This window comes from Pseudarthrobacter sp. P1, from assembly GCF_050156935.1.
Classification (GTDB): domain Bacteria; phylum Actinomycetota; class Actinomycetes; order Actinomycetales; family Micrococcaceae; genus Specibacter.
On sequence record NZ_CP189584.1, the window covers coordinates 3,456,617 to 3,481,916 of the forward strand.

Annotated in this window: 24 protein-coding genes and 1 riboswitch; of the genes, 8 read left to right on the top strand and 16 right to left on the bottom strand. The window is 68.3% G+C overall.

Translation table 11 applies throughout. From position 1 onward, the window contains the following. Positions 1-66 precede the first annotated feature (66 nt). The gene (locus ACQCSX_RS16350) at positions 67-651 is read left to right on the top strand and encodes a cysteine hydrolase family protein (RefSeq protein WP_427016319.1); all 585 of its coding nucleotides are present in this window, start codon (positions 67-69) and stop codon (positions 649-651) included. A gap of 6 nt (positions 652-657) precedes the next feature. Beyond that, positions 658-1,590: a GlxA family transcriptional regulator gene (locus ACQCSX_RS16355; RefSeq protein WP_427016320.1), complete on the top strand. Its 933-nt coding sequence runs from the start codon at positions 658-660 to the stop codon at positions 1,588-1,590. Here the strand turns inward: ACQCSX_RS16355 and panB are convergent. Together panB and ACQCSX_RS16365 are read right to left on the bottom strand one after the other, a co-directional pair. Further along, a complete protein-coding gene (gene panB, locus ACQCSX_RS16360; RefSeq protein ID WP_427016321.1) occupies positions 1,587-2,435 on the bottom strand; it encodes a 3-methyl-2-oxobutanoate hydroxymethyltransferase in 849 nt (282 codons plus the stop codon). The two genes, ACQCSX_RS16355 and panB, sit on opposite strands and share 4 nt — an antisense overlap. A gap of 55 nt (positions 2,436-2,490) precedes the next feature. Further along, positions 2,491-3,030: a LysE family translocator gene (locus tag ACQCSX_RS16365; RefSeq protein ID WP_427019078.1), complete on the bottom strand. Its 540-nt coding sequence runs from the start codon at positions 3,028-3,030 to the stop codon at positions 2,491-2,493. A 212-nt stretch (positions 3,031-3,242) separates the two neighbouring features. Between ACQCSX_RS16365 and ACQCSX_RS16370 the strand changes: the two genes are divergently transcribed. Further along, entirely contained in the window at positions 3,243-3,695 is a 453-nt protein-coding gene (locus ACQCSX_RS16370) for an Lrp/AsnC family transcriptional regulator (RefSeq protein ID WP_427019079.1), read from the top strand. Between the two features lie 33 nt (positions 3,696-3,728). On the opposite strand, the gene tadA is transcribed toward ACQCSX_RS16370, so the two are convergent. After that, on the bottom strand, positions 3,729-4,232 hold the full coding sequence (gene tadA, locus ACQCSX_RS16375; protein WP_427016322.1) for a tRNA adenosine(34) deaminase TadA: 504 nt from the start codon (positions 4,230-4,232) through the stop codon (positions 3,729-3,731). A gap of 22 nt (positions 4,233-4,254) precedes the next feature. Here tadA and upp point away from each other — a divergent pair, with 22 nt between their 5' ends. After that, positions 4,255-4,890, top strand: a complete 636-nt coding sequence (upp, locus tag ACQCSX_RS16380; protein ID WP_427016323.1) for a uracil phosphoribosyltransferase — start codon at positions 4,255-4,257, stop codon at positions 4,888-4,890. 90 nt (positions 4,891-4,980) lie between these two features. On the opposite strand, the gene ACQCSX_RS16385 is transcribed toward upp, so the two are convergent. Next, positions 4,981-5,667, bottom strand: coding sequence for a transglycosylase (locus tag ACQCSX_RS16385; protein ID WP_427016324.1), 687 nt, complete (start codon positions 5,665-5,667; stop codon positions 4,981-4,983). 5 nt (positions 5,668-5,672) lie between these two features. Beyond that, positions 5,673-5,828, bottom strand: a riboswitch (cyclic di-AMP (ydaO/yuaA leader). Between the two features lie 335 nt (positions 5,829-6,163). Here ACQCSX_RS16385 and ACQCSX_RS16390 point away from each other — a divergent pair. Together ACQCSX_RS16390 and ACQCSX_RS16395 are read left to right on the top strand one after the other, a co-directional pair. After that, positions 6,164-6,538 (top strand): MarR family winged helix-turn-helix transcriptional regulator, encoded by a 375-nt coding sequence (locus ACQCSX_RS16390; RefSeq protein WP_427016325.1) that lies wholly within the window; start codon positions 6,164-6,166, stop codon positions 6,536-6,538. Continuing rightward, positions 6,535-7,812 carry an MFS transporter gene (locus ACQCSX_RS16395; protein WP_427016326.1) on the top strand — a complete coding sequence of 426 codons (1,278 nt, stop codon included), beginning with the start codon at positions 6,535-6,537 and terminating at the stop codon, positions 7,810-7,812. Before ACQCSX_RS16390 ends, ACQCSX_RS16395 begins: the two co-directional genes overlap by 4 nt. Before the next feature lie 22 nt (positions 7,813-7,834). Here ACQCSX_RS16395 and ACQCSX_RS16400 read toward each other — a convergent pair whose 3' ends face one another. After that, positions 7,835-9,271 (bottom strand): HAMP domain-containing sensor histidine kinase, encoded by a 1,437-nt coding sequence (locus tag ACQCSX_RS16400; RefSeq protein ID WP_427019080.1) that lies wholly within the window; start codon positions 9,269-9,271, stop codon positions 7,835-7,837. Between the two features lie 53 nt (positions 9,272-9,324). Continuing rightward, positions 9,325-10,065: a response regulator transcription factor gene (locus tag ACQCSX_RS16405; RefSeq protein WP_427016327.1), complete on the bottom strand. Its 741-nt coding sequence runs from the start codon at positions 10,063-10,065 to the stop codon at positions 9,325-9,327. A gap of 706 nt (positions 10,066-10,771) precedes the next feature. Between ACQCSX_RS16405 and ACQCSX_RS16410 the strand changes: the two genes are divergently transcribed. Continuing rightward, positions 10,772-11,632 (top strand): winged helix-turn-helix domain-containing protein, encoded by an 861-nt coding sequence (locus ACQCSX_RS16410; protein WP_427016328.1) that lies wholly within the window; start codon positions 10,772-10,774, stop codon positions 11,630-11,632. A 91-nt stretch (positions 11,633-11,723) separates the two neighbouring features. Then, positions 11,724-12,245 (top strand): SixA phosphatase family protein, encoded by a 522-nt coding sequence (locus ACQCSX_RS16415; RefSeq protein WP_427016329.1) that lies wholly within the window; start codon positions 11,724-11,726, stop codon positions 12,243-12,245. On the opposite strand, the gene ACQCSX_RS16420 is transcribed toward ACQCSX_RS16415, so the two are convergent. The 10 genes from ACQCSX_RS16420 to ACQCSX_RS16465 form a co-directional block, all read right to left on the bottom strand. Further along, positions 12,242-14,278 (bottom strand): YhgE/Pip family protein, encoded by a 2,037-nt coding sequence (locus ACQCSX_RS16420; RefSeq protein WP_427016330.1) that lies wholly within the window; start codon positions 14,276-14,278, stop codon positions 12,242-12,244. The two genes, ACQCSX_RS16415 and ACQCSX_RS16420, sit on opposite strands and share 4 nt — an antisense overlap. After that, positions 14,278-15,057 carry an ABC transporter ATP-binding protein gene (locus ACQCSX_RS16425; RefSeq protein WP_427016331.1) on the bottom strand — a complete coding sequence of 260 codons (780 nt, stop codon included), beginning with the start codon at positions 15,055-15,057 and terminating at the stop codon, positions 14,278-14,280. Before ACQCSX_RS16425 ends, ACQCSX_RS16420 begins: the two co-directional genes overlap by 1 nt. Positions 15,058-15,136: 79 nt before the next feature. Further along, positions 15,137-16,537, bottom strand: a complete 1,401-nt coding sequence (locus tag ACQCSX_RS16430) for an FAD-dependent oxidoreductase (RefSeq protein WP_427016332.1) — start codon at positions 16,535-16,537, stop codon at positions 15,137-15,139. A 100-nt stretch (positions 16,538-16,637) separates the two neighbouring features. After that, entirely contained in the window at positions 16,638-17,318 is a 681-nt protein-coding gene (locus ACQCSX_RS16435) for an N-acetylmannosamine-6-phosphate 2-epimerase (RefSeq protein ID WP_427019081.1), read from the bottom strand. A gap of 53 nt (positions 17,319-17,371) precedes the next feature. Further along, positions 17,372-18,301, bottom strand: a complete 930-nt coding sequence (locus ACQCSX_RS16440) for an ROK family protein (RefSeq protein ID WP_427016333.1) — start codon at positions 18,299-18,301, stop codon at positions 17,372-17,374. 223 nt (positions 18,302-18,524) lie between these two features. Continuing rightward, a complete protein-coding gene (locus ACQCSX_RS16445; protein WP_427016334.1) occupies positions 18,525-19,454 on the bottom strand; it encodes a dihydrodipicolinate synthase family protein in 930 nt (309 codons plus the stop codon). A 50-nt stretch (positions 19,455-19,504) separates the two neighbouring features. Continuing rightward, a complete protein-coding gene (locus tag ACQCSX_RS16450; protein WP_427016335.1) occupies positions 19,505-20,308 on the bottom strand; it encodes an ATP-binding cassette domain-containing protein in 804 nt (267 codons plus the stop codon). Further along, complete coding sequence (locus ACQCSX_RS16455; RefSeq protein WP_427016336.1) at positions 20,305-22,497, bottom strand: dipeptide/oligopeptide/nickel ABC transporter permease/ATP-binding protein; 2,193 nt, start codon at positions 22,495-22,497, stop codon at positions 20,305-20,307. The genes ACQCSX_RS16450 and ACQCSX_RS16455 overlap by 4 nt, the downstream gene beginning before the upstream one ends. Positions 22,498-22,500: 3 nt before the next feature. After that, positions 22,501-23,457, bottom strand: coding sequence for an ABC transporter permease (locus tag ACQCSX_RS16460; RefSeq protein WP_427016337.1), 957 nt, complete (start codon positions 23,455-23,457; stop codon positions 22,501-22,503). Positions 23,458-23,573: 116 nt separating this feature from the next. Beyond that, positions 23,574-25,202, bottom strand: coding sequence for an ABC transporter substrate-binding protein (locus ACQCSX_RS16465; RefSeq protein ID WP_427016338.1), 1,629 nt, complete (start codon positions 25,200-25,202; stop codon positions 23,574-23,576). Positions 25,203-25,300 lie beyond the last annotated feature (98 nt).

Consider the following 25,300-nt stretch of genomic DNA (forward strand, 5'->3'; position numbering starts at 1 on the left):
GATCCGTCCGGTACATGGCCCGGAAAGCCCTCCCGGACGCGGCGGAACCTCCGTAGCGTTGGCGCTATGAAAGCACTCCTTGTCATTGACGTCCAAGAATCCTTCCGCCAGCGTGAGAATTGGAACGCGGTCTCCAACCCCGGCGTCGTCGGCCAGGTGGGCCGGCTGGTGGACCACTTCCGCGCAGCCGGCGACGCCGTCGTCTGGATCATCCACAACGAGCCCGGAACGGGCAACGTGTTCGACGCCGTGAGCGGCTTCAACGTGCCGATGGCCCCGCTGGAACCCGGCCCGGGCGAGGCCCTGTTCACCAAGACCGCGCACAATGCCTTCAACACCACGGGCCTGCAGCGGTATCTGGTGGAGCGCGGCATCACCGGGCTCACCGTCTGCGGCATCCGCACCGAGCAGTGCGTGGAGACCACCAGCCGGGTGGCCAGCGACTTTGGCTACACGGTCGATTTTGTGGTGGATGCGACGGCCACCATGCCCATCGAACATTGGGACGCGCCGGCGGGGCGCGGCCTGGCGGAGATCATGGCGGACCCGCGCACGCTGGCGGCGGAGGACATCGTGGCGCGCACCTGCTACGCGCTGGCCGGCCGCTTCGCGACGATCCGCACCGTGGACGAGGCCATCGGCGTAGAGTGACCTGATATGACCGCCATCGTCATTCCCGTGCTGGACACCGTGCACCTGCTGGACCTGGCCGGACCGGCCCAGGTGTTCGGCGACGCCGCCCACTTGGGGGCGAAGTTCACGCTGCACTTTGTCGCCGACGCCCCCGGAGCGATCGTCTCCGCCCAGGGCCTGCCGCTGGCGCCGTCGCCCCTCTGGCCGGCCCTGGACCGGGGCGACATCGTGCTGGTGCCCGGCGGGCGCGCCCCCACGGTGGAGGCCGCCGCCCGGCTGGGCCCGGCGTCGCTGGAGCGGATCAGAGGCCACTACGACGACGGCGGCCGGGTGGCCAGCGTGTGCTCCGGCGCCGTCTCGCTGGGCCTGGCCGGACTGCTGGACGGGCGGCGCTGCACCACGCACCACGATCTCCAGCGCGGGCTGGCCGCCCGGTTCCCGCGGGCCCATGTGGTGGCGGACGTCCTGTTCACCGAGGACGGCCGCGTCCTCACCTCGGCCGGCATTGCCAGCGGCATCGACCTGGCGCTGCACATCGTGGCCCAGCAGGAGGGTCCGGCGGTGGCGGCCAGGGTGGCGCGTGGCATGGTGATGTACACGCGGCGCAACGGCACGGCGCCGCAGCAAAGCGCCATTTTGCGGCACCGGGGGCATCTCAGCGATGTGGTCCACCATGCGCAGGACGTGCTCGACGAGCGTTTCCGCGAACGGCTGCCGCTGGCCGAGGTGGCGCGGGAGGTGGGAGTCAGCGCCCGCACGCTGACCCGCGCCTTCAGCGAGGCCGTGCAGCTCTCGCCGCTGCGCTACCAGCAGCTGCTGCGGCTGGAGGAGGCGGACGCGCTGATCCAGCACGGCAGCACCGTGGAGGCGGCGGCCGCCGCCGTGGGCTTTGACGACGCCCGGATGCTGCGCCGGCTGCGCGCCCGCGAGCGGGAGCTGGCGGGCGCGGCGCGCTAGAAGCTGTGTTCCGGCCCGGGAAAGGTTCCCGCCGCGACGTCGGCCGCGTAGTTCCGGGCAGCGTTGGTCAGCACGGTGTGCACCTCGGCGTACTGCTTCACGAAGCGGGGAAGCCGTCCGGTGCGCAGACCGGCCATGTCCTGCCACACCAGCACCTGCGCGTCGCAGCCGTTCCCGGCGCCGATGCCGACGGTCGGGATGGCCAGGGTCTTGGTGATCTCGGTGGCGGTGTCCGCGGGCACCATCTCGATCAGCACGGCAAACGCGCCCGCGGCCTCGAGCGCCTTCGCATCGGCAACCAGCCGCTGGGCGTCGGCGCCGCGGCCTTGGACGCGGTATCCGGCGAGGGTGTGCTCGGACTGCGGGGTGAAGCCAATGTGGGCCATCACCGGAATGCCGGCGCGGGTGAGCAGCGCAACCTGCGGCGCCATCTCCGCCCCACCCTCGAGCTTCACCGCATGGGCATTCGCCTCCTTCATGAACCGGACAGCCGTGTGGAACTCCTGCTCCGGGGAGCCCTGGTAGGAGCCGAAGGGCAGGTCCGCGATGACCAGCGCGTGGCGGGCCGAACGGGCCACCGCCCGTACCAGCGGGATGAGCTCGTCCACGCTCACCGGCAGTGAGGTCTCGTTGCCGAAGACGTTGTTCGAGGCGGAATCCCCGACCAAGAGCACCGGGATGCCGGCCCCGTCAAAGGCCGCCGCGGTGTACATGTCGTACGCGGTGAGCATGGCCCACTTCTCGCCGCGTTCCTTCATCTGCCGCAGGTGGGGAATCCGGACCCGTGTGCGGGCCCGTGCGGTCTCAACTGTTGCGCCACCGTAGGGGGCGGGCTGTTCGGTCATGGTTCACTCCTGGGTTCTTGCCAATGGTCTGTCGATGTATCCGGGCGGCGACCGGTCACCGGTGCATGAGCTGTTCCACCAGCAGGACCACGCCGATCGCCACCATCGCGATGCCGGAGATCCGGGTTACGGTCCGGGCGGCCGTGGGCCGGGTGCGCAGCACCACGCGGGCCCCGGCACCCACCCCGGTGTAGACGACGGCGCAGCTGGCCACGTGGACCAGCCCGAGGGCCACGATCTGCCCGGCGGCCGGCCACCCGGCGTGGGGGTTGGTGAACTGCGGCAGCAGCGCCAGGAACAGCAGGAAGACCTTCGGGTTCAGCCCGCTGATCCCCGCGCCCTTCAGCGCCTGGCGCAGCCACGAGCCGGAGGGTTGGTCCGCCCCGGCGTGCGGGACCGCGGGGTTCCTCAGCATGCCGATCCCCAGCCAGACCAGATACGCCGCACCGGCGACGGCCAGTACGGTCAGCACCACCGGTTGGTTGGCCACCAGCACGCCCACCCCGGCGGCGACGACGGCGGTGGCCGCCAGGTGCCCGGACAGCAGCCCGGCCACCGCCGGGACCACCGACCTGTGCCGGAGCCCGGCCGAGATCGCGTAGGCCTAGTCGGCTCCCGGGGCCAGCACGAACAGGAACGATACGGCCCAGAACGCCGCGATGGTGCCCAATGCCATCGCTTCTCCTTGACTTGTGGCGGACCCCCGGAGTCACCGAATGTCCCGCCAGAAAAAGCCTAGTGAAGCCGGCCCGGAATGTGCTTCCAACTTCTTCCGCCCAAGGCGCTGGATGGGGAAGAATCTTCCGCATAGATAAAATAGACCGGAAAATTCTTGCGGAGCTCCAAGGCGACGGCCGGCTGTCGCTGACGGACCTCGCCGAGCGTGTCGGACTGAGCCTCTCGCCGTGCCACCGCCGGCTGCGCGCGTTGGAGCAGTCCGCTGCGATCAGCGGATACCGCGCGCAGCTGGACGCCACTGCACTGGGCCTTGGCTTCGACGCCCTGGTCTTTGTCACCATGCGCGACGCGGCCCGCGGCACCGTTGATGCGTTTGAACAGGCGGTGGCGGCCATCCCCAACGTCCTGCGGGCCCAACGGCTTTTCGGCGACCCCGACTACCTGCTGCAGGTCATCGCCCGCGACCTGCCTGCCTTCCAGCAGCTCTATGACGACCGCATCTCCACCCTGCCCGGCGTCCAGCGCCTGAGCTCGACGCTCGTCATGAAGAGCGTCGTGGAGAACCGGCCGCTTCCCCTCTGATCGGTGGCCGGCCTTGGCGCTGGCGGATTCCGGTCAGTCGGCGCGGTGGCTGGCGAAGAAGTCCTTCAGCAGGGCGGCGCACTCGTCCTGGCGGACGCCGGGGAAGACCTCCACCCAGTGGTTGAGCCGGCGCTCGCGCAGCACATCGAACACGCTGCCGGCGGCCCCGGCCTTCTCGTCCCAGGCGCCAAAGACCACCCGCGGCACCCGGGCCAGCACGATGGCCCCGGCACACATGGTGCACGGTTCCAGGGTGACCACCAGTGTGCAGCCGGCCAGCCGCCACTCGCCCAGGGCGGCCGCCGCCTGGCGGATGGCCACCACCTCGGCGTGTGCCGTGGGGTCCCCGTGCGCCTCGCGTTCGTTGCGCCCGGTGCCAAGCACCGCGCCGTCGGGCCCAATCACGAGGGCGCCAATGGGAACGTCCGCCGTCGCCAGCGCCCCGCGGGCCTGAGCCAGCGCCAGGTCCATCCACTCAAGGTGGCTGCTGGGTGTGGGGATGGACTCGTGTTGGCGGGTTTCCGGGATAGTCGGCACGGCTCAATGGTAGCTTTTATCTATGCGCGTCATCGTTGCGGACCACCCGCTTGTAGCCCACAAACTCACGGTTCTTAGGGACAAGAACACCCCGTCGCCGGTCTTCCGGCAGCTGACGGAGGAGCTCGTCACCCTGCTGGCCTACGAGGCCACCCGCGAGGTGCGCGTTGAACCCGTGAACATTGAAACCCCCGTCACCTCCACCGTGGGCACCGGTCTGGTGAAGCCCACCCCGTTGGTGGTCCCCATCCTGCGCGCCGGGTTGGGCATGCTCGAAGGCATGGTCCGCCTGCTCCCGACGGCGGAGGTCGGCTTCCTGGGCATGGCCCGCAACGAGGAGACACTCGAAGCGATCACCTACGCCGAGCGCCTCCCGGACAACCTGACCGGCCGCCAGGTCTACGTGCTGGACCCCATGCTGGCCACCGGCGGAACGCTGCGCGAGGCCATCAAGTTCCTCTTTGCCCGGGGAGCTGCGGACATTACCTGCATCTGCCTGCTGGCCGCCCCGGAGGGTCTTGAGATCCTGCGCCAGGAGCTCGAGGGCAAGAACGTCACCATCGTGCTGGCCTCGATCGACGAGAAGCTGGACGAGAACTCCTACATCGTTCCCGGCCTGGGCGACGCCGGCGACCGCCTCTATGGCGTGGTGGACTAAAGAATCTGTTGCTGGACGAGGAAGGGCCGGACGCTGCAGCGTCCGGCCCTTCCTCGTCCAGCGGTCCGCGGGTTGGTCCAGCGGGGTGGCCTAGTACCAGCCGATGGAGGTTTCGTGCCCCCAGGCGCCGCACGGGTTGCCATAACGGTTCTTGATATAGCCCATGCCCCAGGTGATCTGGGTCTGGTAGTTGGTGCGCCAGTCGGTGCCCACGGAGTCCATCTTGGAGGCCGGCAGCGACTGGGCGATGCCGTAGGCCAGGCTGGAGGAGTTCTCGGCAGTGGTGGTCCAGTCGGACTCACGGTTCCACAGCGGAATCAGGCACTTCATCTGGTCCTGGCCCCAGCCAAAGTCGGCAAGCTTGGAGGCCGCGAAGGCCTGGGCGCCGGCGGGGTCGTTGACCGCCCCGCCGTTGGCTCCCACGGGGACCACCGAGCTGGCATTGCCCTTGATGTCCGGGACGTTGGTGGTGTTTGCACTGCTGGACGCCACGGCGGGGCGGGTAAAGGACACCGCAACGCTGCTGTCCGCTGCCACCGGGGCGTCGACCAGGGCCTCATCGGCGGACAGCGGAGTGTTCAGGCCCGCGGCCGTGGCCTGCTCCCCGGGCGCCTCGGCCAGACCTGCACCCACCAGGAGGGCGCCCGCGACGGCGACAGCGGCCATGCGCTGTCCGGCGGCGGTGGGCTTGGGTGCTGCGTTCCACAGCTGCAGTGCCAGCGACTCTTTGTGCGCCGGCTGGGCACGGCGGCGGCCGTGCTGTGGGTTCTTGGACATGCGGATTAGCCTCTCTCAACGCCTGCGAGGTGAGCTGTCGGGTTCGGATGGAGAGCATCCGGCCGCGCGCAAGGCGCGGCTTAACCCCAAGGGCTTCCAGTGGTGGAGGCCCGCAAATCGTGGGTCCCCCGTCTCTGCCAAAGATTGAACGGGCCTCGGGCGGCGGCAGAGCTCGGCGAACCGTCCGGGGATGCCAGGCAGCCTGTTGGCTGCAGTCGGCACACTACCCACTGTACAGACCGACTGGCTCATAGTCACGCTTTGGTAACGGCAAGACACCCCTGTGACCAGCCGAACATTTACTTAGCATTGCTAAGGATCTAGGATGGGAACTACACAAAACACGAGTGATACGCAACGCAGCTACAGGTAGATGACTTTCATGGCACACACACCAGCATCAAAAATTGCAGAAACCACGGCGCGAAATTCCGCCAAGAGCACAACCAAAAACCCCGCTCCCGGGCCGCTCCCGGTGGAGCTTCGGATTGCCATCATGCGCACCTCGCGCCGGCTCCGGGCAGAGGCCAGTTCCGAAACGCTTTCCCCCGGGCAGTATTCGGTGCTGGCCGCCGTGGCCCGCGGCCCCATGACCCTGCGGGCGCTGGCCGAGCGGGAAAACATCTCCGCCCCGTCCATGACCCGGATTGTGAATTCGCTTGAGGCCTCGGGCTTCGTGGAGCGCGTGGCGCATCCGACGGACGGCCGCCAGGTACTGGTGTGGATCGCCGACGCCGGGACGGCCGCACACAGCGCGGCCCGCACCAAACGCACCGAATGGCTGGCCAAACGGGTGGCCAAACTCAGCTCGGAAGACCGCGCCGTCCTGCGCCGCGCGGCCGCGATCCTTGCGGAGATGAGCGCAAAATGAGCACCATGTTCCGTGCCCTGAAGGTATACAACTACCGGCTCTGGGTGGGCGGGGCATTGGTTTCCAACATTGGCACCTGGATGCAGCGGGTGGCCCAGGACTGGCTGGTCCTGACCGTGCTGACCAACAACTCCGGCACCGCCGTCGGCATCACCACCGGGCTGCAGTTCCTGCCGATCATCTTCCTGGGACCCTATGCCGGCCTGCTGGCGGACCGGATGGACAAGCGCAAGCTGCTGCTGATGACCCAAACCACCATGGGCCTGTGCGCTCTGGTGCTGGGCCTGCTGGTGGTCACCGACACCGCAGTGCTCTGGCAGGTCTACGCCCTTGCGCTGGCCCTTGGCGTCGCCAGTGCCTTCGACGCACCGGCCCGGCAGGCCTTTGTGTCGGAGGTGGTGGAGACCCGCGACGTGCCCAACGCCGTCGCCCTCAACAGTGCCTCCTTCAACCTGGCCCGGCTGGCCGGCCCCGGCGTCGCCGGCCTGGTCATCGCCTGGCTGGGCACCGGCCCGGCCTTCCTGGTCAACGCGGCAAGCTTTGCCGCGGTGCTGGTCTCCCTGCTGCGGATGCGGCCCGAGGAACTGCACCCGGTGGCCAAGGCCCCGCGCGGCAAGGGCCAGATCCGCGAGGGGCTGGCCTACATCCGCCAGCGCCCGGACCTGATGATGATCATGGTGCTGGTGTTCCTGGTGGGCACCTTCGGCATGAACTTCCAGCTCACCAACGCCCTGATGGCCACCGAGGTGTTCCACAAGGGCGCGGGGGAGTACGGGATGCTTGGCTCCATCATGGCCGTGGGCACGCTCGCCGCGGCGCTGCTGGCCGCGCGGCGCAAGAACACCCGGATGCTCTACGTGCTGGGCGGCGTGCTGGCCTTTGGCGTCTTTGCCGCCATCGCCGCCTCGATGCCCAGCTACTGGCTGTACGCGCTGGCCCTGATCCCGTTGGGGCTGGCCGCGCTGACCTTCATGAACGCCGCCAACACCACCGTGCAGCTCTCCACCGATCCGGCCATGCGCGGGCGCGTGCTGGCCGTGTACATGGTGGTCCTGCAGGGCGGCACGCCCATCGGCGCCCCGCTGGTGGGCTGGATCGGCAGCGAGTTCGGTGCCCGGTGGTCGCTGGGGATCGGCGCAGCGGTGGCCCTCGCCGCCGGTGCCTGGGCCCTGGTGCTGATGAACCGGCGCAACGAGGTGCGGCTGCGCGACCAGGTCCGCGAGCAGGTGCGGCACTACGCACCGCTCTCGCTCCGGCGGGCGCTGCACCACTAACCGCACTGTCCGGGCGGGTGGTCTAGGATGCCGGCAGCTCCAGCGAGAACCGGGTGAACCCCGGCCGGCTGGACAGGCTGATCCGGGCGCCGTGGGCCTGCGCGATGGCCTGCACGATCGCCAGGCCCAGGCCCGTGCTGGGTACCGCCCCCGAGCGCGCGGAATCGGCCCGCGCAAAGCGGTCGAAGGCCTTGTCCTGGAACGCCTCCGGAACACCCGGGCCGTTGTCGGACACGGTGACCACCACCGATCCGCCGGGCGATTGCCGCATGCCGGCCACGACGGTGGTGCCGGGCGGCGTGTGTTTGTGCGCGTTGCTGAGCAGGTTCAGCAGCAGCGCCCGCAGCTGCTCGGCGTCGGCCTGGACCACCACCGGATCCTCCGGAAGGTCCAGCTCCCAGCGGTGTCCGGGCGCCGCGACCTGGACATCGCTCACCGTCTCCACCAGGACCTCGGTCAGATCCATGGGTGCCCGCTGCGGGGCACGCCCCTCGTCCAGCCGCGCCAGCAGCAGCAGGTCCTCCACGAGCCGCGCCATCCGTGCGCTGTGCTGTTCCACCCGCTCCAGCGATTTGCCGCCGTCGGGCGTGAGGTCTTCACTGATCCGCAGCAGTTCGGTGTAGCCGCGGATGGCCGTCAGGGGGGTGCGGAGCTCGTGGCTGGCATCGGCCACGAAGCGGCGCACCTGCATCTCGCTGCGCTGGCGGGCCTCCAGCGCGTTGGCGACGTTGTCCAGCATGTTGTTGAAGGCGTGGCCCACGTTCCCCACCTCCGTGGCCGGGTTGGCGGCGGCGGGGGGCACGCGCTCGGCCAGGGCCACCTCGCCGGCGTCCAGCTGCAGCTTGGACACGCGGGTGGCAACGGCCGACAACTCCTCCAGCGGGCGCAGGGTCCGCCGGATGATGATCGTCCCCACGAGTCCCAGCGCCAGCAACCCGGCCGCCGAGACCACCACAATGGTCCGCAGCAGGGCGACCAGGGTGTTGTGCTGGGCCTCCAACGGCAGGCCGGTCACGATGGTCTCGCCGGTGGAGAGGCCGACGGCGGCGAGCCGGTAGTCGCCGATCGACAGGGTCCGGTCCACCGGGTTCATGGCGGGCTGCACCGGCGGCTGCCCGTCCGTAGGCACCGGCACGGCCAGCTCCGCCAGGATCCTGGCATCATCGTTGGTGATCTGCGGCTGCGCCGTCCCCACCGAGAGAATGCCGGCGCTCGCCACTGTGCCGTCGGCGGCCAGCCGCGCGGTAAAGGTGCCCACGCCGGTTCCCCGGGCATCGAGCGGATTGGGCCGCGGCGTGCCCGACCCGGTGCTGCCACCGGAGGAACCGGCGCCGCCAAAGGCCGCGGCCCGGTGCGATGCAGAGGCCAGGGCGGCGTCGAGCTGGCTGTCGAGCGAGAGCTGGACGGCCGTGTAGCTGACCATGCCCACCACCGCGCAGATGGCGGTCAGCAGCACCATGGTGGCCGCGACAAATTTGGTCCGCAGATGCCAGGTGGAGGGGTGGAAGGCCCTCACTGCGCCGGCTTGATGACGTACCCCGCGCCACGGACGGTGTGGATCATGGGCGGGCGGCCGACGTCGATCTTCTTGCGCAGGTAGGAAATGTAGAGCTCCACGATGTTGGCCTGTCCGCCGAAATCGTAGTTCCAGACGCGGTCCAGGATCTGGGACTTGCTCAGCACGTGGCGCGGGTTCTCCATCAGGTAGCGCAGCAGCTCAAATTGCGTGGTGGTCAGCGGGATCTCGGTGCCGCCCCGGACAACTTCACGGGTGTCCTGGTCCAAGGTCAGATCGCCCACCGACAGCACTGCGGAATCTGCGGCGGCCACGCCGGAGCGCTGCACAATCCGGTGCAGGCGCAGCAGCACCTCTTCCATGCTGAACGGCTTGGTGACGTAGTCGTCCCCGCCCGCGGCCAGACCGGTGACCCGGTCCTCCACAGCGTCCCGGGCCGTCAGGAACAGTGCGGGAATGTCGGGGTAGAAGGTGCGGATCTTGGCCAGCAGTTCGAATCCGTCCATGCCCGGCAGCATGACGTCCAGAACCAGTACATCCGGCCGGTCCGCGCGGGCAGCCTTCAACGCAGCGGTGGCGTCGTAGGCAACCTCCACCTCCCAGCCTGCCATGCCCAGCCCCATCCGGACCAGATCGGCAAGGCTCGGCTCGTCATCGACCACGAGGGCCCGGATGGGGGAGCCGTCCGGGTGGGCGAGGGCGGGCAGGTTGCGGGTGAAGGAGCGTGAATCAGCCATGACTCCACTGTGCGCCATTGCTGCAGGTCTCTGCTGGGAAGAGTCTGTGAGCTTGCTGTGTTTTGTTGCCCCGTTGTCTGGGTGCCCGGCGGCGCACGCGCTGTTTGAATCGGGCGGCCGGACACTCTCCAACCGGCGCCCGGCATGGACGTCACGGCCAACGCTGGACGGATTGTCCGAATGCTGGACGTATATCGGGCAAACCTGAATGTTCCCTGAGTGCTGCCCGGGGTCCAATGCAAGGGGGCAAATTGAGGGGTAAATCCGGATCGAACGCAAATGGCCTAGATGCCGATCCAATCGAAGAAATTCATTCGGAACAAGGTTTTTGTTTTCTAAAATTCGGCCGATGTCCCCTTTTGCCGCCTCACTGAGACGAAGAACATGATGTTAGGTTCATCACACTTGCAGCAGCAGTCTCACGATGTGGACATTTCGACCCATTGTTACTTGCGTGTTGCCTTTATTACGTAGGAAACTCGTTCTGTGAACACCAACTCAAAGGCATCTGCAGTCGCAGCGAACCATCGGGGCAAGCCCGGGGGATCTTTCGTGTGCTGTTGTCGAATGCGGCCCTAACTCAACACCCCAGAGTTCAGGCAGTTCGGCCCATCTGGCCCGCCCTGTGCAGGGCACCAAGTTCTGATACCCAGAGCACGAAGTTACATTCGCGCCGTGACAACGGTCATACACCTTAGGTAGTTCAATGTCTGTAGCATCCGGATACGTCCACATTTCTGTTCGCAACGCCAACAAGGCCGCAGCATTGGCCGGCAGCGCCGGCTCCCGCCAGCCTTTCGCCCCACGCCCCTCCTTTGCCGCCCCCGCCGCCGCCCGCGGCTATGGCTTTGAGCACGAGGCGGCCGCCGGCCACGCCCATCTGCGTGCCGTGCCCCAGAACTCCGCGTCCCCGATGACCGCCCCCACTCCGGTGGTGGCCAGCGGCGACACCCTCCGCAGCGTTGGCCAGGACAATGTGGCCCGCGGATTCGTTCTCTATGTCGGCGTGGACGAGGACACGGCCGCAGCGGCCGGCACCTCGCTGGCCAAGCTGGCCCAGGACATCCGGGCCTACGCCCAGTCCCTGGTGCCGCAGGCCCAGAGCTACGCCGCCGTTGCCATTGCCCCGGCAGATGCCCCCGGTTCCCCGCTCGATGTCGTCCGCTCCACCTTTGGCGATCCCACGGTGGCCGCACGCCAGCGCCAGGAATCCGCACGTCTGGCCGCCGCACAGGAACCGCGCCCGTCCGGCGTGTTGATCGACCTGGCCCGCCGTGAGGTCCACCTCGACGGCGAAACGCTGAACCTGACGTTCAAGGAATTCGAGCTGCTCAACTACCTGGTGGAAAACGGCACCCGCACCGTGGGCCGCGACGAGCTCCTTGAGGGTCTGTGGAGCAATGCCGACGAGGTCCCCAACGAGCGCACCATCGACGTCCACATCCGCCGTCTCCGCTCGAAGCTGGGACGCCTGGCCAACACGGTCCGCACCGTGCGCGGCGAGGGCTACCGCTTCTACGAGCACCCCGAAGTTGTGGTCTGGGCCGCCCCGGAATACTCCATCTAGGCAGACCTGCACCGACGTGCCAAAAAGCCGGTCCGCGGCGGGATTCCCCGCAGCGGACCGGCTTTTTACGTACCCTCACTAGACTGGGGCTATGAGCGAACACCACGTGAAACGGCTGATCCTGATGCGCCACGCCAAGGCGGCCTACCCGTTGGGTGTGGGGGACCACGACAGGCCGCTGGCCCAGCGCGGCCACCACGAGGCACCGCTCGCCGGCAAGTGGCTGCTGGAACAGGGGATCGTCCCGGACTTCATCCTGTGTTCGTCCTCCCTGCGCACCCGGCAGACCTGCACCTGGGTCTGCCAGCAGCTGGGGGACAAGGCGCCCACGCCCAAGCTGGAGGAGCGGTTGTACGCCACCAGCGCCACGACGATGCTCTCGGTCATCAACCATGTGCCGGACACCGTCCAGACGCTCATGGTCATCAGCCACCTGCCCGGCGTGCAGGACCTGGCGCTGCGCCTGGCCTCGCGGGACTCGGACGAGGACGCCTACATGGAAATGGCGTCCCGGTACCCGACCAGCGCGTTCGCCGTCTTTGAGCACACCAAGACGTGGGGGGAACTGGATGGCCAGGACGCCCGGGCCACCCACTTCCACATCCCGCGCTAGACCTCGATCTCGGGCTGGAGCGTCTTCAGCGTCCAGAACTTGTGCTTGTTGACGGCCAGCAGCGAGAACAGCAGGCCCAGCAGCGTGTAGCCCACCAGCCCCAAGGCAATGGGCGCCAACGGTGCCAGTTCCGCACCGTAGATCAGGTGCCGCATGCCCTCCACGACATGCCCCATGGGCAGGATCTGGTGGAGGATGTGCAGGGGTTCCGGCGTGGTCTGCCACGGGAACGTGCCGCCCGAGGCCACCAGCTGGAACACCAGCAGGATCAGCACCACAAACTTGCCCGGCGTGCCCATCAGCGCCACGATCCCCTGGATCAGGGCCGTGAAGGCCACCGCCGCCAGCAGCAGCAGCCCCAGCGTCAGCCAGGGGTGGCTGGGTTCAAGTCCCAGGCCAAAGTGCACGACGGCGTAGAGCAGCAGGGCCTGTCCGGAGGCCACCACCATGAACGGCAGCCAGCCGCCGACGGCGATCTTCCAGGACGGAGCGTTCGAGGCCAGCGCGCGCTTGGTCAGCGGGCGCATCGCCTGGACCAGCATGAACGCCCCGATCCACAGGGCCAGGACCAGGAAGAACGGCGCCAGGCCGGCCCCGTAGCTGGCGGCCGTGGCCTGCGAGAGCGAGTTCACCTTGATGGGGTCCGAAATGACCGAGGAGGCGGTGTTCTTGGCTTCGTCGGACGGATTCGGCACCGAGGCGGCGCCGGCGCCCAGCTGCGTGGCGAGCTCGCCGGCTCCGTCGGCGAGCTTGGTGGCACCGTCGCTGAGCTGGCCGGCGCCGCCGTCGAGCTTCCTGGCCCCGGCATCGAGCTGGTTGGCCCCGTCGAGCGCCTTGTCCTGCCCGGCCGCGAGCGTGCCGGCGCCGCTGGCCAGCTGGGCCGCGCCGTCGTTGGCCTGGCCGATGGCCCCGGTCAGCGTGGGCGTCGCGCCCGCCAGTTTCGCGGCACCGTCGGCGACGGCCTGGGAGCCGGCGGCCAGCCGGGCGATGTCGGCGGAGTCGGTGGCAATGGTGTTCTTCAGGGCCGCCATGCTGGGGCTGGCTCCGGCGCTGCTGACCGCGGCCTGGATCTGGTCCGACTGGACCTGGGTGATGACGTTGCCGGCCACCAGCTGGGCCAGCCTGTCGGTGATGGCCGCCCCGGCCGCCGTGTCCAACTGCGCCAGGGTGCCGACGGTGCCCTGCACCTTCGTGTTCAGCGAGGCATTGCCGGCGGCCACCTGCGCGGCGCCCTTGGACAGGGCTGCGGTGTCGGCGGGCAGGGTGGAGGTCTGGCTCTTGAGCTGGCCCAGCCCGCCGCTGAGGGTGGAGGCGCCGTCGGCGAGCTTGTGGGCACCGGCGGAGAGCTGCACGGAGCCGTCCACCAGCTGGTCCGCACCTGCAACCAGCGACGACGTCCCCTGGTGCAGGGTTGCGGTCCCGCCCTTGAGCGTGGCCGCCCCGTCCGCCAGTTGCTGTGCGCCGTCCGCGGCGGCGGCCAGCTTGCCGTGGATGGTGCCATAGCCGCTGAGCAGGGCATCGGCGGTCTGCATCCCCACCTGCTGCGCCACTGACTCGTGGACCTGGGTGGTCACCTTGTCCACAATGTTGGTCAGCAGGTAGTTGTTGGCATCGTTGGTGGTGACGCTCATGATGGCCTGGGTGGCGGAGTCAAAGTCCGCGGGCGAGGCCAGATTGGCGGAGAAATCCGCCGGAATCACCAGGGCAAAGGCATACTGCCCACTCTCCACCCCCTGGTTGGCGGCGTCCGGGGAGTCCACCCTGGTCCAATCGAACTTCCTGCCGTCGATCAGCGTCTGCGCCACGTCCTGGCCCACCTGCAGGTGCTTGCCGTCGCTGGTGGTGGCGCCCTGGTCCTGGACCACCACGGCTGCCTTGAGCTGGTCAAGGTTGGAGTAGGGGTCCCAGTTGGCGTAGAGGTACACCGCGCCGTAGAGCAGCGGGACCATGGTGAGGGCAACGATGGTCAGCTTGGGCAGCAGCCCGCCGGTCATCCTCTTGAGTTCGGAAAGCGCCAGGCGCAGTACGGTCATCAGCGTTCCTGCTGTTCGGTGGTGTCAGGGGAGTCGGGGGAGTCGTGCAGGGCCGGCGGTTCGGGCGCGACGGCGGCCGCCGGCTCGGGTTCTGCGGCAGGGTCGGGTCCGGCGTCGGGCTCCGGCTCTTCCCCGGGCTCGGGTTCCGGGGGTGCGTCGCCGGCGTGGGCCACGGCGCCGTCCCACGCGTCCGGGATGCGGCCGACGACGGCGACCACCAGCAGTTCCCGGCCGGCCAGGTCCGCGCCCTCGGCCAGGCGCGCCAGGAAGGGCAGCCAGCGGGAGTCATCGACGGTGTGCCGGTCGGGTGAATCCACCACCACCAGTTCCACCTCCGGATTGGCCAGTGCCAGCTCCACCAGCAGTTCCAGCATGGTGGAGCTGTCCAGCTCCTCCACCCACTTGCCCACCAGATCCGTGTGCCCCTGGCGCACCAGCCACGCCGTGGGGCGGGTGCGGTCGCGGAACTTCCGCGGCACCATGGCCAGGTCCTCGGCCACCAGGCTGCGGACGCTCAGGTGCCGCTCGGGCTCGTTGACGTTGGGCGAATCGATGATGGCGCTGCGCCGCCGCAGCCGAGCGATGTTGCCGTCGTGGCCCAGGGCCACAGTTCCGGAGGAGGGCTTCAGGCGGCCGCTCAGGGCAAGCGCCAGCGCCGTCCGGCGGTCCTGGCCATCGGCCTGCACCAGCAGCAGCCGGCCGCGTTCGGCCGCCAACGTGGTGGCGGGGAGCAGAGTGTGGTGCCGGCCGTTGACGTGAACTTGTGCAGTTGAAAGCACGCGGGAATCCTTTTGCTGGTGTGGGCTTGCCCCAAAGATATCAAACTGACTGGTCAGTGTAAAACTATCGAGGCGAGTGTCACAGACCAAAACCGCGGAGCAGCTGCTGCCACAGCCGGGCCGCGGAGGGCGCGGGCGGCAGCGCGAGCAGCAGCGTCGGCACCGGAATCCGCCCCACGATGCCGACGGCGGCCAGCTGGGCCAGGTCCCCGGCATGGCTCCCGGCAAAGGCCGCACCCAGCAGCAGGCCGGTGTCCGCGTCCACCACCAGTGAACCCCAGACCGCTTCCTTCGCCGGCACCTGCCCGGAATCGGCCTCGGCGGTTCCGGCGGATTCGACGGCGGAGAACCCGGCCTCAAGCGCCGCGGCCAGCGCCATGCCGGTGGCCGCGAGCGGAGGATCGGTGAAGACCATCTGGACGCCCAGCGCCTCCGGGACGGCCGCGGCATCGGCGCCGCCGGCACGCGCCAGGATGGCATCGGCCGTCCGCCGGGCCTGCTCAAGGGCCCACGGGGTGCTGAACGCCGCCGCAGAATCCGCGAGCGGATCCGCGGCGGCGTCGCCTGCGCAGTACAGCCAATCGGTGCCGCCGGCCAGCCCGGATCCGTCCAGCGGGGCGCCCACCAGCCCCAGCCGTTCCAGGCCGATGCCGTGCACGGCGGGCCGGCGCACGGTGTCCACGAGCAGGGCATCGCAGCGCAGGGAATGGCCATTGTCCAGGGACAGGACCAGTCCGCCCTCGGCCAGGCTGGCCGCGGCCAGGCCCACCCCGTTCCAGAGCTGGACGCCGTCGGCCCGCAGCAAGGCGCCCACCAGGGCGACGGCCGGTCCGGGCCAGCCCGGCAGCAGGCCCTCCGGCGCCAGCACCGTGACGCCGGTGCCCAGCCGGGCAAAGGCCTGCGCCACCGCTGAGGCATTCGGCCCGGCGCCCAGCACCCCCAGCCGCCGGGGCAGCGCCGGTGCCGACAGGGCCGCCCTGGTTCCCCAGCACAGCGGGCCGGCGGCCGCCGCGGCGGGGCCGGGGGCGTCGGGCACCGATCCGGTGGCAAGCACCACGGCCAGGGCGGCGTGCAGGTCCTGGCTGGCGCCGTCGAGCCTGGCCACGGAGACGGTGCGCGCCGCGCTGATCCGCCCCCGGCCGCGCAACAGCGCCACCCCGGCGGACTCCAGCACGGCGGTGGCGGCGGAATCCTGCCAGTGGCCGGTGAGGTCGGTGCGGCGGGCCAGCGTGGCGGCCGCGTTCAGGGTGGAGGTGACGGCCTGGGCCGCGCCGGGTGTGGATTGGGCCGCGAGCAGCACGGCCCCCGGTCCGCGGAGGGCATGCAGGGGGGTGTCGGCCCAGTAGGCCGCGGCCCCGCCGGCCAACCCCGATTCGACCACGGCCACGGACACCCCGCCCCGGGCCAGGGCGGCGGCCACCGCCATGCCGGCCGTGCCGGCACCCAACACCACTACGTCCACTTCCAGCGGCTCCGCCATGACTGGAGCATACGTCCATAAACGGATCGGGGCGAGGCACCCTGGTGGTGCCCCGCCCGCGATCCTGCGGCGTCCGGAATCCGGGCCGCGTGCAACAGCCCTAGGCCGTGATGGCGTCCTTGAACCAGCCGGTGATGGTGGCCGGGTGCGTGATGGCGGTGCCGACGACGACGGCGAACGCGCCGGCGTCCAGCGCGGCGCGGGCCTGGGCCGGGGTGTGGATGCGGCCCTCGGCGATGAGCGGCTTGCCCAGGTTGACGGCGGCGATGGCCGCCAGCAGCTCCAGGTCCGGGCCGTGGGTCTTCTCGCGTTCGCCGGTGTAGCCGGCCAGGGTGGTGCCGATGATGTCCGCGCCGGCCTCCACGGCGGCCACGGCATCGTCTAAGGAGCCGCAATCGGCCATGACCAGGGCGTTGGATCCGGCATGGATGCCGGCGATGGTCTCCTGCAGGGTCAAGCCGTCCGGTCGCGGGCGGCGGGTGCCGTCAATGGCCACCATGTGGGCGCCGGCGTTGGCGCAGGCCAGGGCGTGGCGCAGCGTGGGGGTGATGAAGACGCCGTCGTGGCCGTCCTTCCACAGGCCGATCACCGGGACCTCCACGGCGGCCCGGGTGAACTGGATGTCCGCAATGCCCTGGACGCGGATGCCCGCGGCGCCGCCGATCACGGCCGAGGCCGCCACCTGGGCGGTGGTGCGGGGGTCGCGCATGGGCTCGCCGGGGTACGCCTGGGCCGAGACAACCAGCTGGCCGGCAAGGGAATCGAGGGTGGTCAGTTTCAGCGTCACGGGAACTCCTTGGTGGGGTGGTCTGGCGGGGAAGGGTCTGGGGGGAACTAGTTGAAGACCAGGCTGGCTGCGCCGACAATGGCGGCGGTGTTGCCCAGCGTCGCGCGCAGCACCGGGACATCGGCCAGCGGGGCCAGCAGCTCCTGGCGCAGGGCGCGCTCCATGGCGCCCCACCAGAGCTCGCCGGCGTCGGCCAACCCGCCGGAGACCACCACCACCGCCGGGTCAAGGATGTTGACCATGCCGCCCACGGCCTGGCCCGCCGCGCCGGCCCCGACCCCAATGGCCTTGCGGGCCGTGGCATCGCCGCCGCGCGCCAGGTCAAAGACGGCACGGGTGTCCGGGACGGCGGCGGAGCCGCCAAAGCGCAGGAAGCTGGCGTGGATGGCGGGGCCGGAGGCGATGGCCTCCACATGCCCCGCGTGGCCGCAGGAGCAGTCCAGCGCAACGCCGTCGTGGTAGGCGTAGGGGGAGGCGAAGTGGCCCACGTGCCCGCCGACAAAGCGGTGGCCCAGCACCGGGTGGCCGTTGAGCACAAAGCTGCCGCCGACGCCGGTGCCGAAGGCCACCAGAAGCGAGGAGGACGTGCCGGCCGCGGCGCCCAGCCAGGCCTCGCCGAGGGCGTGCGCGTGCACATCGTTCACCACCGAAACGTCCAGCCCGGTGCGCTGCGTCAGCCCGGTGAAGATGTCCGTACCCGTCCAGCCCAGGATGGCATCGGTGGCGGAAATGACCGTGCCCGCCTCGGCGTCGATCACACCCGCCGAGCCCATACCAATGGCGGAGACTTCAATGCCGTCCGCCGCCGCCTGGGCACGCAGCGAGGTGGCCAGCGCGGCCGTGGCATCCAAGATGGCCTCCCCGCCAGCGCGGTTCAGCGTCGGCGTCTGGCCCGAGTAGAGCACCGTGCCGTCAGCGGCAACCACCCCCGCCGCCGTCTTAGTCCCGCCCAGATCTATACCAATTACGTACTGCATGCCATTCCTCAAAAGAGAGTTGCGGTCAAAAAAGAAGCAATGAAGAAGCCCGAGGCCCAAGCCTAAGATTCCATCCCCGGCGGCGGTGCTGGAGTCACCGTTTTGCGTAGGTGCGCATCGCGGACGCGTGTGGCGCGCCGCGAGCTCTGCGAGCAAGCGACACACCGGCCGTGTCTAAGCGCCGGCAAAACGGTGCGCAAGCACCGCCACCCAGGAAAGAGCCTTAGATCAGGCCGTTGCGCTCCAGGATGACCTTGACCGCAGCGGTCTCGTCCTCATCCAGGGACAGCATCGGCGCGCTCATGACGTTCGTCTTGATGACGCCCATCAGCTGCAGAGCGGTCTTGAAGGCGCCCAGGCCCGCGGCGTTGCCGGACATGCGGCCGGCCTTGGGGGTGTAGACGATCTCGAAGACATCGGCCAGGCGGTCCTGCTCGGCTGCGGCCTTGGCCCAGTCGCCGGCCACAGCGGCGTCGTAGAGGCGCTTGTAGCCGGCCGGGTCAACGTTGCCCAGACCCGGAACAACACCCTGGGCACCGCCCAGCATGGCACCGTCAACAACCACTTCGTGGCCGGTGAAGATGTCGAAGTTGGGGATGTCCTTGGCGGCCAGCAGCAGCTGGCGGAAGGAGACGTCGTCGCCCGAGGAGTCCTTCACACCGGCAATGACGCCCTCGCGGCCCAGTTCGACCAACAGGTCGGTGGGCAGCTTGAAGTGGGTGCGGACCGGGACGTCGTAGGCGAAGACGGGAACGTCGACGGCGGCGGCGATGGAGCGGAAGTGGGTGCCGTTCTCCTGGGCGTTGGAGATGGCGTAGTACAGGCTGGTGGCGACGATGGAGTCGGCACCCAGGGCGATGACGCGCTTGGCTTCTTCGATCACGCGGTTGGTGGTCTGCTCAACGGCGCCCACGATCACCGGCACCTGGCCGGCGTTCACGCCGGCCACGGTCTGCACAACGAGGTCGCGCTCGGCATTGGTCATGTGGGTGACCTCGCCGGAGGAACCCAGCACGAACAGGCCGCTGACGCCGCCGTCGAGCAGGTGCTTGGTGACGTTCTCCAGCGACGGGACGTCGATGGCGCCTTCGGCGGTGCGGGGGGTGACGACGGGCGGGATGACGCCCTGGAAACGGGAAGCGACGGTGGTCACAGTGTTCTCCAAATTATTGATTGTTAGGTGAAAATCTTGCGGGGGGAAGGCTAGATGTGCAGGAGCGACGGCGCCGCGCCCAGCAGCTTTTTGGTGTAGTCGTTGCTGGGGTGCGCGAAGATCTGCTCCGCGGAGCCCTCTTCGACGATCTGGCCGTAGTACATGACGCAGATGCGGTCCGAGACGTACTTGACGGTCTGGATGTCGTGGGAGATGAACACCATGCCCAGGTTCAGTTCCTTCTTCAGGTCCGAGAGCAGGTTGAGCACCTGGGCGCGGACGGAGACGTCCAGCGCCGAGGTCGGCTCATCGGCCACGATCAGGTCCGGGCCCAGGGCCAGTGCGCGGGCAATGGCCACACGCTGGCGCTGGCCACCGGAGACCTGCGACGGCGTGACCTCGGCCGCGGACTGCGGCAGGCCGACCAGGGACAGCAGTTCCTTGACCTTGGCCGCGCGGGAGGCCGCGGTGCCAATGCCGTGGACCTGCAGGGGGTCCGTGAGGATGTCCTGGATGGTCATGCGCGGGTTCAGCGCCGTCGCCGGGTCCTGGAAGACCACGGAGACGGAACGGCCGAATTCCTTGCGCATGGCGGCGTTGCGCTTGATGGCGGGCTTGCCGTGGAAGAGCACCTGGCCGGAGGTGGGCGTCTGCAGGCCCACCAGCACCGAGGCCAGGGTGGACTTGCCGCAACCCGACTCGCCGACGATGCCGACGGTTTCGCCGCGGTTGACGGAGAAGTCGACGCCGTTGACGGCCTTGACGTAGTTCGGCTTGAACAGGCCGCCGGACCGGGTCCGGTGGTGGACGTGGAGGTCCTTCAGCTCAATGACGGGGGTGGTTGCATTGCTCATTTGGCACCTACCTGGTTTTCATTCGCTGTGCCGGCGGCTGCTGTTCCAGCAACTGCGGTTGTCCCGGCAACTGCAAGGGCGTCTTCCTTGAGGTGGCTGGCCCAGTAGTGGTCCGTGCCCTCGCTGGCGCCGCCAAGCTTGACGAACGCCAGCTTCTGGTTCGGATCGGAGTCCGGGCGCAGCGAGCGGCTGGCGAACCGGTCTCCGGTCGCGAATTCCCGCGGAGACGGGACGGTGCCGGGGATCTGGTGCAGACGCGCGGCGTCGGCCTCGATCGAGAGCACTGCGCCCAGCAGGCCGCGGGTGTACTCGTGGGTGGGGTTCTGCAAAAGCTCGGAAGCCTGTGCCGATTCCACCACTTGTCCGGCGTACATGACGGTGATGCGGTGGGCCAGCGAGGCCACCAGGGCCAGGTCGTGGCTGACGAACACCATCGCGAAGCCCAGCTGGTCGCGCAGCTCGTTGAGCAGGTCGACCACCTGCTTCTGGACGGTGACGTCCAGCGCCGTCGTCGGCTCATCGGCCACCACGATCTTGGGCGAGCGGGAGAGCGCCATGGCGATCAGCACGCGCTGGCGCTGTCCGCCGGAGAGCTCGTGCGGGTAGCTTTTGAGCGTGCGGACCGGGTCCAGCTTGACCATTTCCAGCAGCTCGGCGGGGGTCTTGCGGCCGCCGCGCTTGGTCAGCTGCAGCATCTGGTCCTTGATCAGCATGGACGGGTTCAGCGAGCTGAGCGCGTCCTGGTAGACCATGGCAATCTGCTCGCCGCGCAGGCCCTCGTAGGCCTTGACGTTGCTGTGCTCGGTTTCGGGGTCCAGCAGTTCCTTGCCGTCAAACTTGATGGAACCGGTGACCTTGGCCGTCTTGGGCAGCAGGCCCATGATGGCCAGGGAGGAGATGGACTTGCCACAGCCGGACTCGCCCACCAGGCCCATGGTCTCGCCCTCGCGGACGGTGAAGGAGACGTTGTCCACGATGGGGGTCTCGCCAAAGCGCTCCGGGAAGCGGATGGAGAGGTTCTTGACCTCCAGCACGTTGCGGGCAGTGGCGCCAACCTGCGGCAGGCGGTCGGTCCGCTTGGCCTCGATGTCGCGCAGCAGCGTCAGCTCGTGGTCCAGCAGGGCGAACGGGTTGGCCGAGGCCAGCACCGGGTCCTTGACGGCACTGGCTGCGGCTTCGGCGTCGTCCAGCTCGGAGTGCAAAGGAGTGTCCAAGCGGTCCAGCTCGTGCGATTCCACCGTGGAGACGGCCGTCGGGGACGTGCCGATCTCGGTGTCAACGCCCTTGGCGGCAATGGCGGCGGCGGAGCCGTCGTCGTCGCTGACCTTGGGGGCCTTGCGTAGCTTCGGGTTGACCATGGCATCGGTCAGGCCCTCGGCCAGGATGTTCAGCGCCAACACGGTGAGCAGGATGGTCAGACCGGCAAAGGTGGTGGCCCACCAGCCGCCGGAGAGGACCAGGTTGCGGCCGTAGGAGATCACGTTGCCCCAGGACGGGTCCGGGTCCTGGATGCCGGCGCCCAGGAAGGACAGCGAGGCCTCCAGGATGATGGCGTCGGCCACCATCACCGTGGCGAACACCAGCACCGGAGCGGCGGTGTTGCGGACAATGTGCTTGAGCAGGATGTAGGGAACGCTGGCGCCCATGACCTTTTCGGCACGGACGTAGTCCTCGCCGTACTGGGAGAGCACGTTGGCGCGGACCACGCGGGCAATCTGCGGGGTGTAGATGATGGCGATGGCAATGATGATCACGGGGACCGAGTTGCCGAAGGAGGCCAGCAGCACGGCGGCCAGGGCGATGCCCGGGAACGCCATCAGGATGTCCATGAGGCGCATGATGACCTCGGCCACGCCCTTGGAGGCGGTGGCGGCGATGGAGCCAAGGATGGCGCCGGCAACGATGGCCAGTGCCACGGCGCCCAGGCCGATCATCAGCGATGCGCGGGCACCGTAGATCAGGCGGGAGAAGACGTCGCGGCCAATGCGGTCGGTGCCGAACCAGTGGTCGGCGCCCGGGGCCTGGGCCGGAATGTCCGAGGCCAGGGGGTCATGCGGGGCGATCAGGGGGGCGAAGATTGCCACGATGATGATGAAAAGCAGGAAGAGCAGGGCAAGTTTCGATCCCAGGGCCAGGGCCTTGAACCGCAATCCGGGGGCGCTCAACCGTTCGGCAAGTTTGCTGCGCATGACTTAGACCGTCCTGATTCGGGGGTTGATGAGCAGGTACAAGAGGTCAACCAGGATGTTGACCAAGACGAAGGTCACGGAGATGACCAGGACAACACCCTGGACGAGGTTGGTGTCCTTGTTGGTGATGCCGTTGAGGATCTGCTGTCCCATGCCGGGCAGGGAGAAGATCATTTCAATCACGACGGCGCCGCCGAGCAGGTAGCCAACGCGCAGGCCCAGCACCGTCACCGGGGTGACCAGGGCGTTGCGCAGCACGTTGCGGGAAACCACTGTGCTGTACGGGACGCCGTTGCCGACGGCGGTGCGGACGTAGTCGCGGTCCAGCTCCTCCACCATCGAGGTGCGCACCACGCGGATCAGCGAGGCGGAGACAGGAATCGCAAGGGCCAGCGCGGGCAGCGCCATGGAGCGCAGCCAGCCGCCGAAGCCTTCGGCCGGGTCGGTCAGGCCGCCGGAGGGGAAGATCGAGTCAGTGCCCAGGGCGAACCACTGGATGAGCAGGATGCCGAGCCAGAAGGACGGGGTAGCGATGGCGGCGATCGAGAAGATGCGCACCAGCTGGTCGACCCAGGTGTCGCGGTACAGTGCGGCCAGCACACCGAAAGCCAGGGACAGGACGACGGCGATCAGGACACCCAGGAAGGTGAGCTGGAGCGTCAGCGGAAAGGCAGAAGCAATAACCTCGGTGATGGGCTTCTGCGGGGGCAGGGTGTTGCCGAAGTTCAGCGTGACCAGCTTGGCCAGGTACCTGAAATACTGCAGGAACAACGGGTCATTGAGCCCGTTCTCAACTCTGAACTGCTCGAGTGCCTCGGGGGAAGCTCCTTCGCCCAAGGCTGCTACGGCACGGTCGCCTGGGGCGAACTGCAGCACCACGAAGACCAACAGGGTGACACCCAGGATCATCAGCGGAAGTGCTGCGAGTCTGCGTCCCAGCAGTCGCAAAAACATTACCAATTTACTTCTCCGGTTCTATTAGCAGTGTGTGCTGCGTCATAGGCTTTGTGATGTTAGGCCAGAGGGGCCGTGGCCGGGTGGCCACAGCCCCCCTGGTCTGTGTGTAGCGGTGCGTGCTATGCGGAGCGTCCCACGCCCACGAAGCTCAGGCCCGTGGTCGGCAGCGGCGCGAAGCCGGACAGCTTCTTGGAGTCCCAAGCGGACGGCAGCTTGCGGTGGAAGATCGGGTACAGCGGCACCTGCTCGGCGATGATGTCCACGATCTCCTTGTAGAGGGCCTTCTGGGCATCTCCGGTGGCAGCAATGGCCGCATCCATCTTGGTCTGGACGGTTGCGTACTCTGCGGTGTCGCTCCAGGCGAAGCGGTTCTTGGCCCAGGTGGCGCCGCGGTAGAACCAGCTGAGCAGGATGTCAGCGTCGTTGCCGAAGACGGAGGGGTCGCCGGGGGCGGCAACGACGTCGTACTTCAGGCCGCCAACCTTGTCCGGACCGTAGACGGCGGAGGAGGCCAGTGACTCCAGCGTGGTGTTTACGCCAATGGCGTCCCAGTTCTTCTTGATCAGCGGGGCGACATCCTTGACCCAGGCGGTGTCAGTGGTGGTCAGCGTCAGGGACAGGCCCGAGACGCCGGCGCCTGAGAGCAGGGACTTGGCCTTGTCTGCATCGAAACCGTAGACGGTGCCGGCCTTCTGGTACGACGGGTGCGTCGGCTGGAAGTAGGAGGAGGCGGCCGTGGCGTTGCCCAGCAGCGCCGTCTTGATGATGGTTTCCTTGTCCAGGGCGTAGTGCAGTGCCTGGCGGACTTCCTTCTTGTCGAAGGGGGCCTTGGAGAGGTTGAACATCAGGAACATCAGGCCGAAGGACTGGACGGCTTCGACGTTCACCTTGGACTTGAGCGAGTCGACGTCCAAGTAGGGGACATCCTCGATGGCCTGGACACGGCCGGACTGGACGGCGGTGACGCGGGCGGCGGCGTCGGAGAGCAGGAACCAGGTCATGCTCTTGGCTAGGGCCGGCTTGGGGCCGTTGTAGGCGTCGTTGCGCTCGAAGACGATCTTGTCGTCCTTGGCGGCGGAGACGAACTTGTACGGGCCGGTGCCGATCGGCTTGGCGTCGAAGGCCTTCTGGTCGGCGGAGGCGATGGCCTTCGGGACAACCTTGACCACGGAGATGCGCGGGCCGAATCCGGCGAAAGCGGTCTTCAGCTTGAACTCGACGGTCTTGGCGTCAACGGCGGTGACGGAGTCGAGGAAGAAGATGAACTGGGCGAACAGGGCCTTGTTGGCCGGGTCCATCACGCGGGTGAAGGAGTAGACAACGTCATCGGTGGTGACCGGGGTGCCGTCGTGGAACATGGCGCCGTCGCGGAGGGTGACCTGGTAGGTGAGGTCGTCAATCTTCTTGGGGTCCGAAGCAGCCAGCGCGTTGTAGGGCTCGCGGGTGGCCGGGTGGAGTTCCACCAGACCCTCAAAGATGTGGAGGTTAGCGGCCAGCGGAGTGGCGCCCGAGGAAGACATCGGGTCGAAACCGGTGGACAACGAGTAGGAGATGCCTGCCTCGATGGTCAGGTCTTTGTTGACGGCAGCGGCAGAGGCGGCAGTGGTCGTCGTCGACGTCGACGAAGAGCCACAGGCGGCAAGCGTTCCGGCAAAGGCCGTCGCAGTACCAAGGACGCCGGCAATCTTCAGGAAGTTGCGGCGGGACGCATCCTTGATCAAAGGCAGGTTCTCAAGAGTGTTGCTCATTGTGGGACTCACCATTTCGTAAGTTGGTTATCGGATGTAGGACGTCCGATGCTTGTAGTAGAACTGTAAGAGGGATCACAGTGTTTGGTCAAGCGGAT

What these genes read in the sequence shown, in the direction of transcription:
- panB (WP_427016321.1), bottom strand. Translation starts at nt 2,435, where the DNA reads ATGACCGAACAGCCCGCCCCCTACGGTGGCGCAACAGTTGAGACCGCA.
- ACQCSX_RS16455 (WP_427016336.1), bottom strand. Translation starts at nt 22,497, where the DNA reads ATGCGCAGCAAACTTGCCGAACGGTTGAGCGCCCCCGGATTGCGGTTC.
- ACQCSX_RS16440 (WP_427016333.1), bottom strand. Translation starts at nt 18,301, where the DNA reads ATGCAGTACGTAATTGGTATAGATCTGGGCGGGACTAAGACGGCGGCG.
- ACQCSX_RS16430 (WP_427016332.1), bottom strand. Translation starts at nt 16,537, where the DNA reads ATGGCGGAGCCGCTGGAAGTGGACGTAGTGGTGTTGGGTGCCGGCACG.
- ACQCSX_RS16405 (WP_427016327.1), bottom strand. Translation starts at nt 10,065, where the DNA reads ATGGCTGATTCACGCTCCTTCACCCGCAACCTGCCCGCCCTCGCCCAC.
- ACQCSX_RS16350 (WP_427016319.1), top strand. Translation starts at nt 67, where the DNA reads ATGAAAGCACTCCTTGTCATTGACGTCCAAGAATCCTTCCGCCAGCGT.
- ACQCSX_RS16390 (WP_427016325.1), top strand. Translation starts at nt 6,164, where the DNA reads ATGCGCACCTCGCGCCGGCTCCGGGCAGAGGCCAGTTCCGAAACGCTT.
- ACQCSX_RS16410 (WP_427016328.1), top strand. Translation starts at nt 10,772, where the DNA reads ATGTCTGTAGCATCCGGATACGTCCACATTTCTGTTCGCAACGCCAAC.
- ACQCSX_RS16420 (WP_427016330.1), bottom strand. Translation starts at nt 14,278, where the DNA reads ATGACCGTACTGCGCCTGGCGCTTTCCGAACTCAAGAGGATGACCGGC.
- ACQCSX_RS16450 (WP_427016335.1), bottom strand. Translation starts at nt 20,308, where the DNA reads ATGAGCAATGCAACCACCCCCGTCATTGAGCTGAAGGACCTCCACGTC.
- ACQCSX_RS16400 (WP_427019080.1), bottom strand. Translation starts at nt 9,271, where the DNA reads ATGGTGCTGCTGACCGCCATCTGCGCGGTGGTGGGCATGGTCAGCTAC.
- upp (WP_427016323.1), top strand. Translation starts at nt 4,255, where the DNA reads ATGCGCGTCATCGTTGCGGACCACCCGCTTGTAGCCCACAAACTCACG.
- ACQCSX_RS16385 (WP_427016324.1), bottom strand. Translation starts at nt 5,667, where the DNA reads ATGTCCAAGAACCCACAGCACGGCCGCCGCCGTGCCCAGCCGGCGCAC.
- ACQCSX_RS16395 (WP_427016326.1), top strand. Translation starts at nt 6,535, where the DNA reads ATGAGCACCATGTTCCGTGCCCTGAAGGTATACAACTACCGGCTCTGG.
- ACQCSX_RS16415 (WP_427016329.1), top strand. Translation starts at nt 11,724, where the DNA reads ATGAGCGAACACCACGTGAAACGGCTGATCCTGATGCGCCACGCCAAG.
- ACQCSX_RS16465 (WP_427016338.1), bottom strand. Translation starts at nt 25,202, where the DNA reads ATGAGCAACACTCTTGAGAACCTGCCTTTGATCAAGGATGCGTCCCGC.
- ACQCSX_RS16355 (WP_427016320.1), top strand. Translation starts at nt 658, where the DNA reads ATGACCGCCATCGTCATTCCCGTGCTGGACACCGTGCACCTGCTGGAC.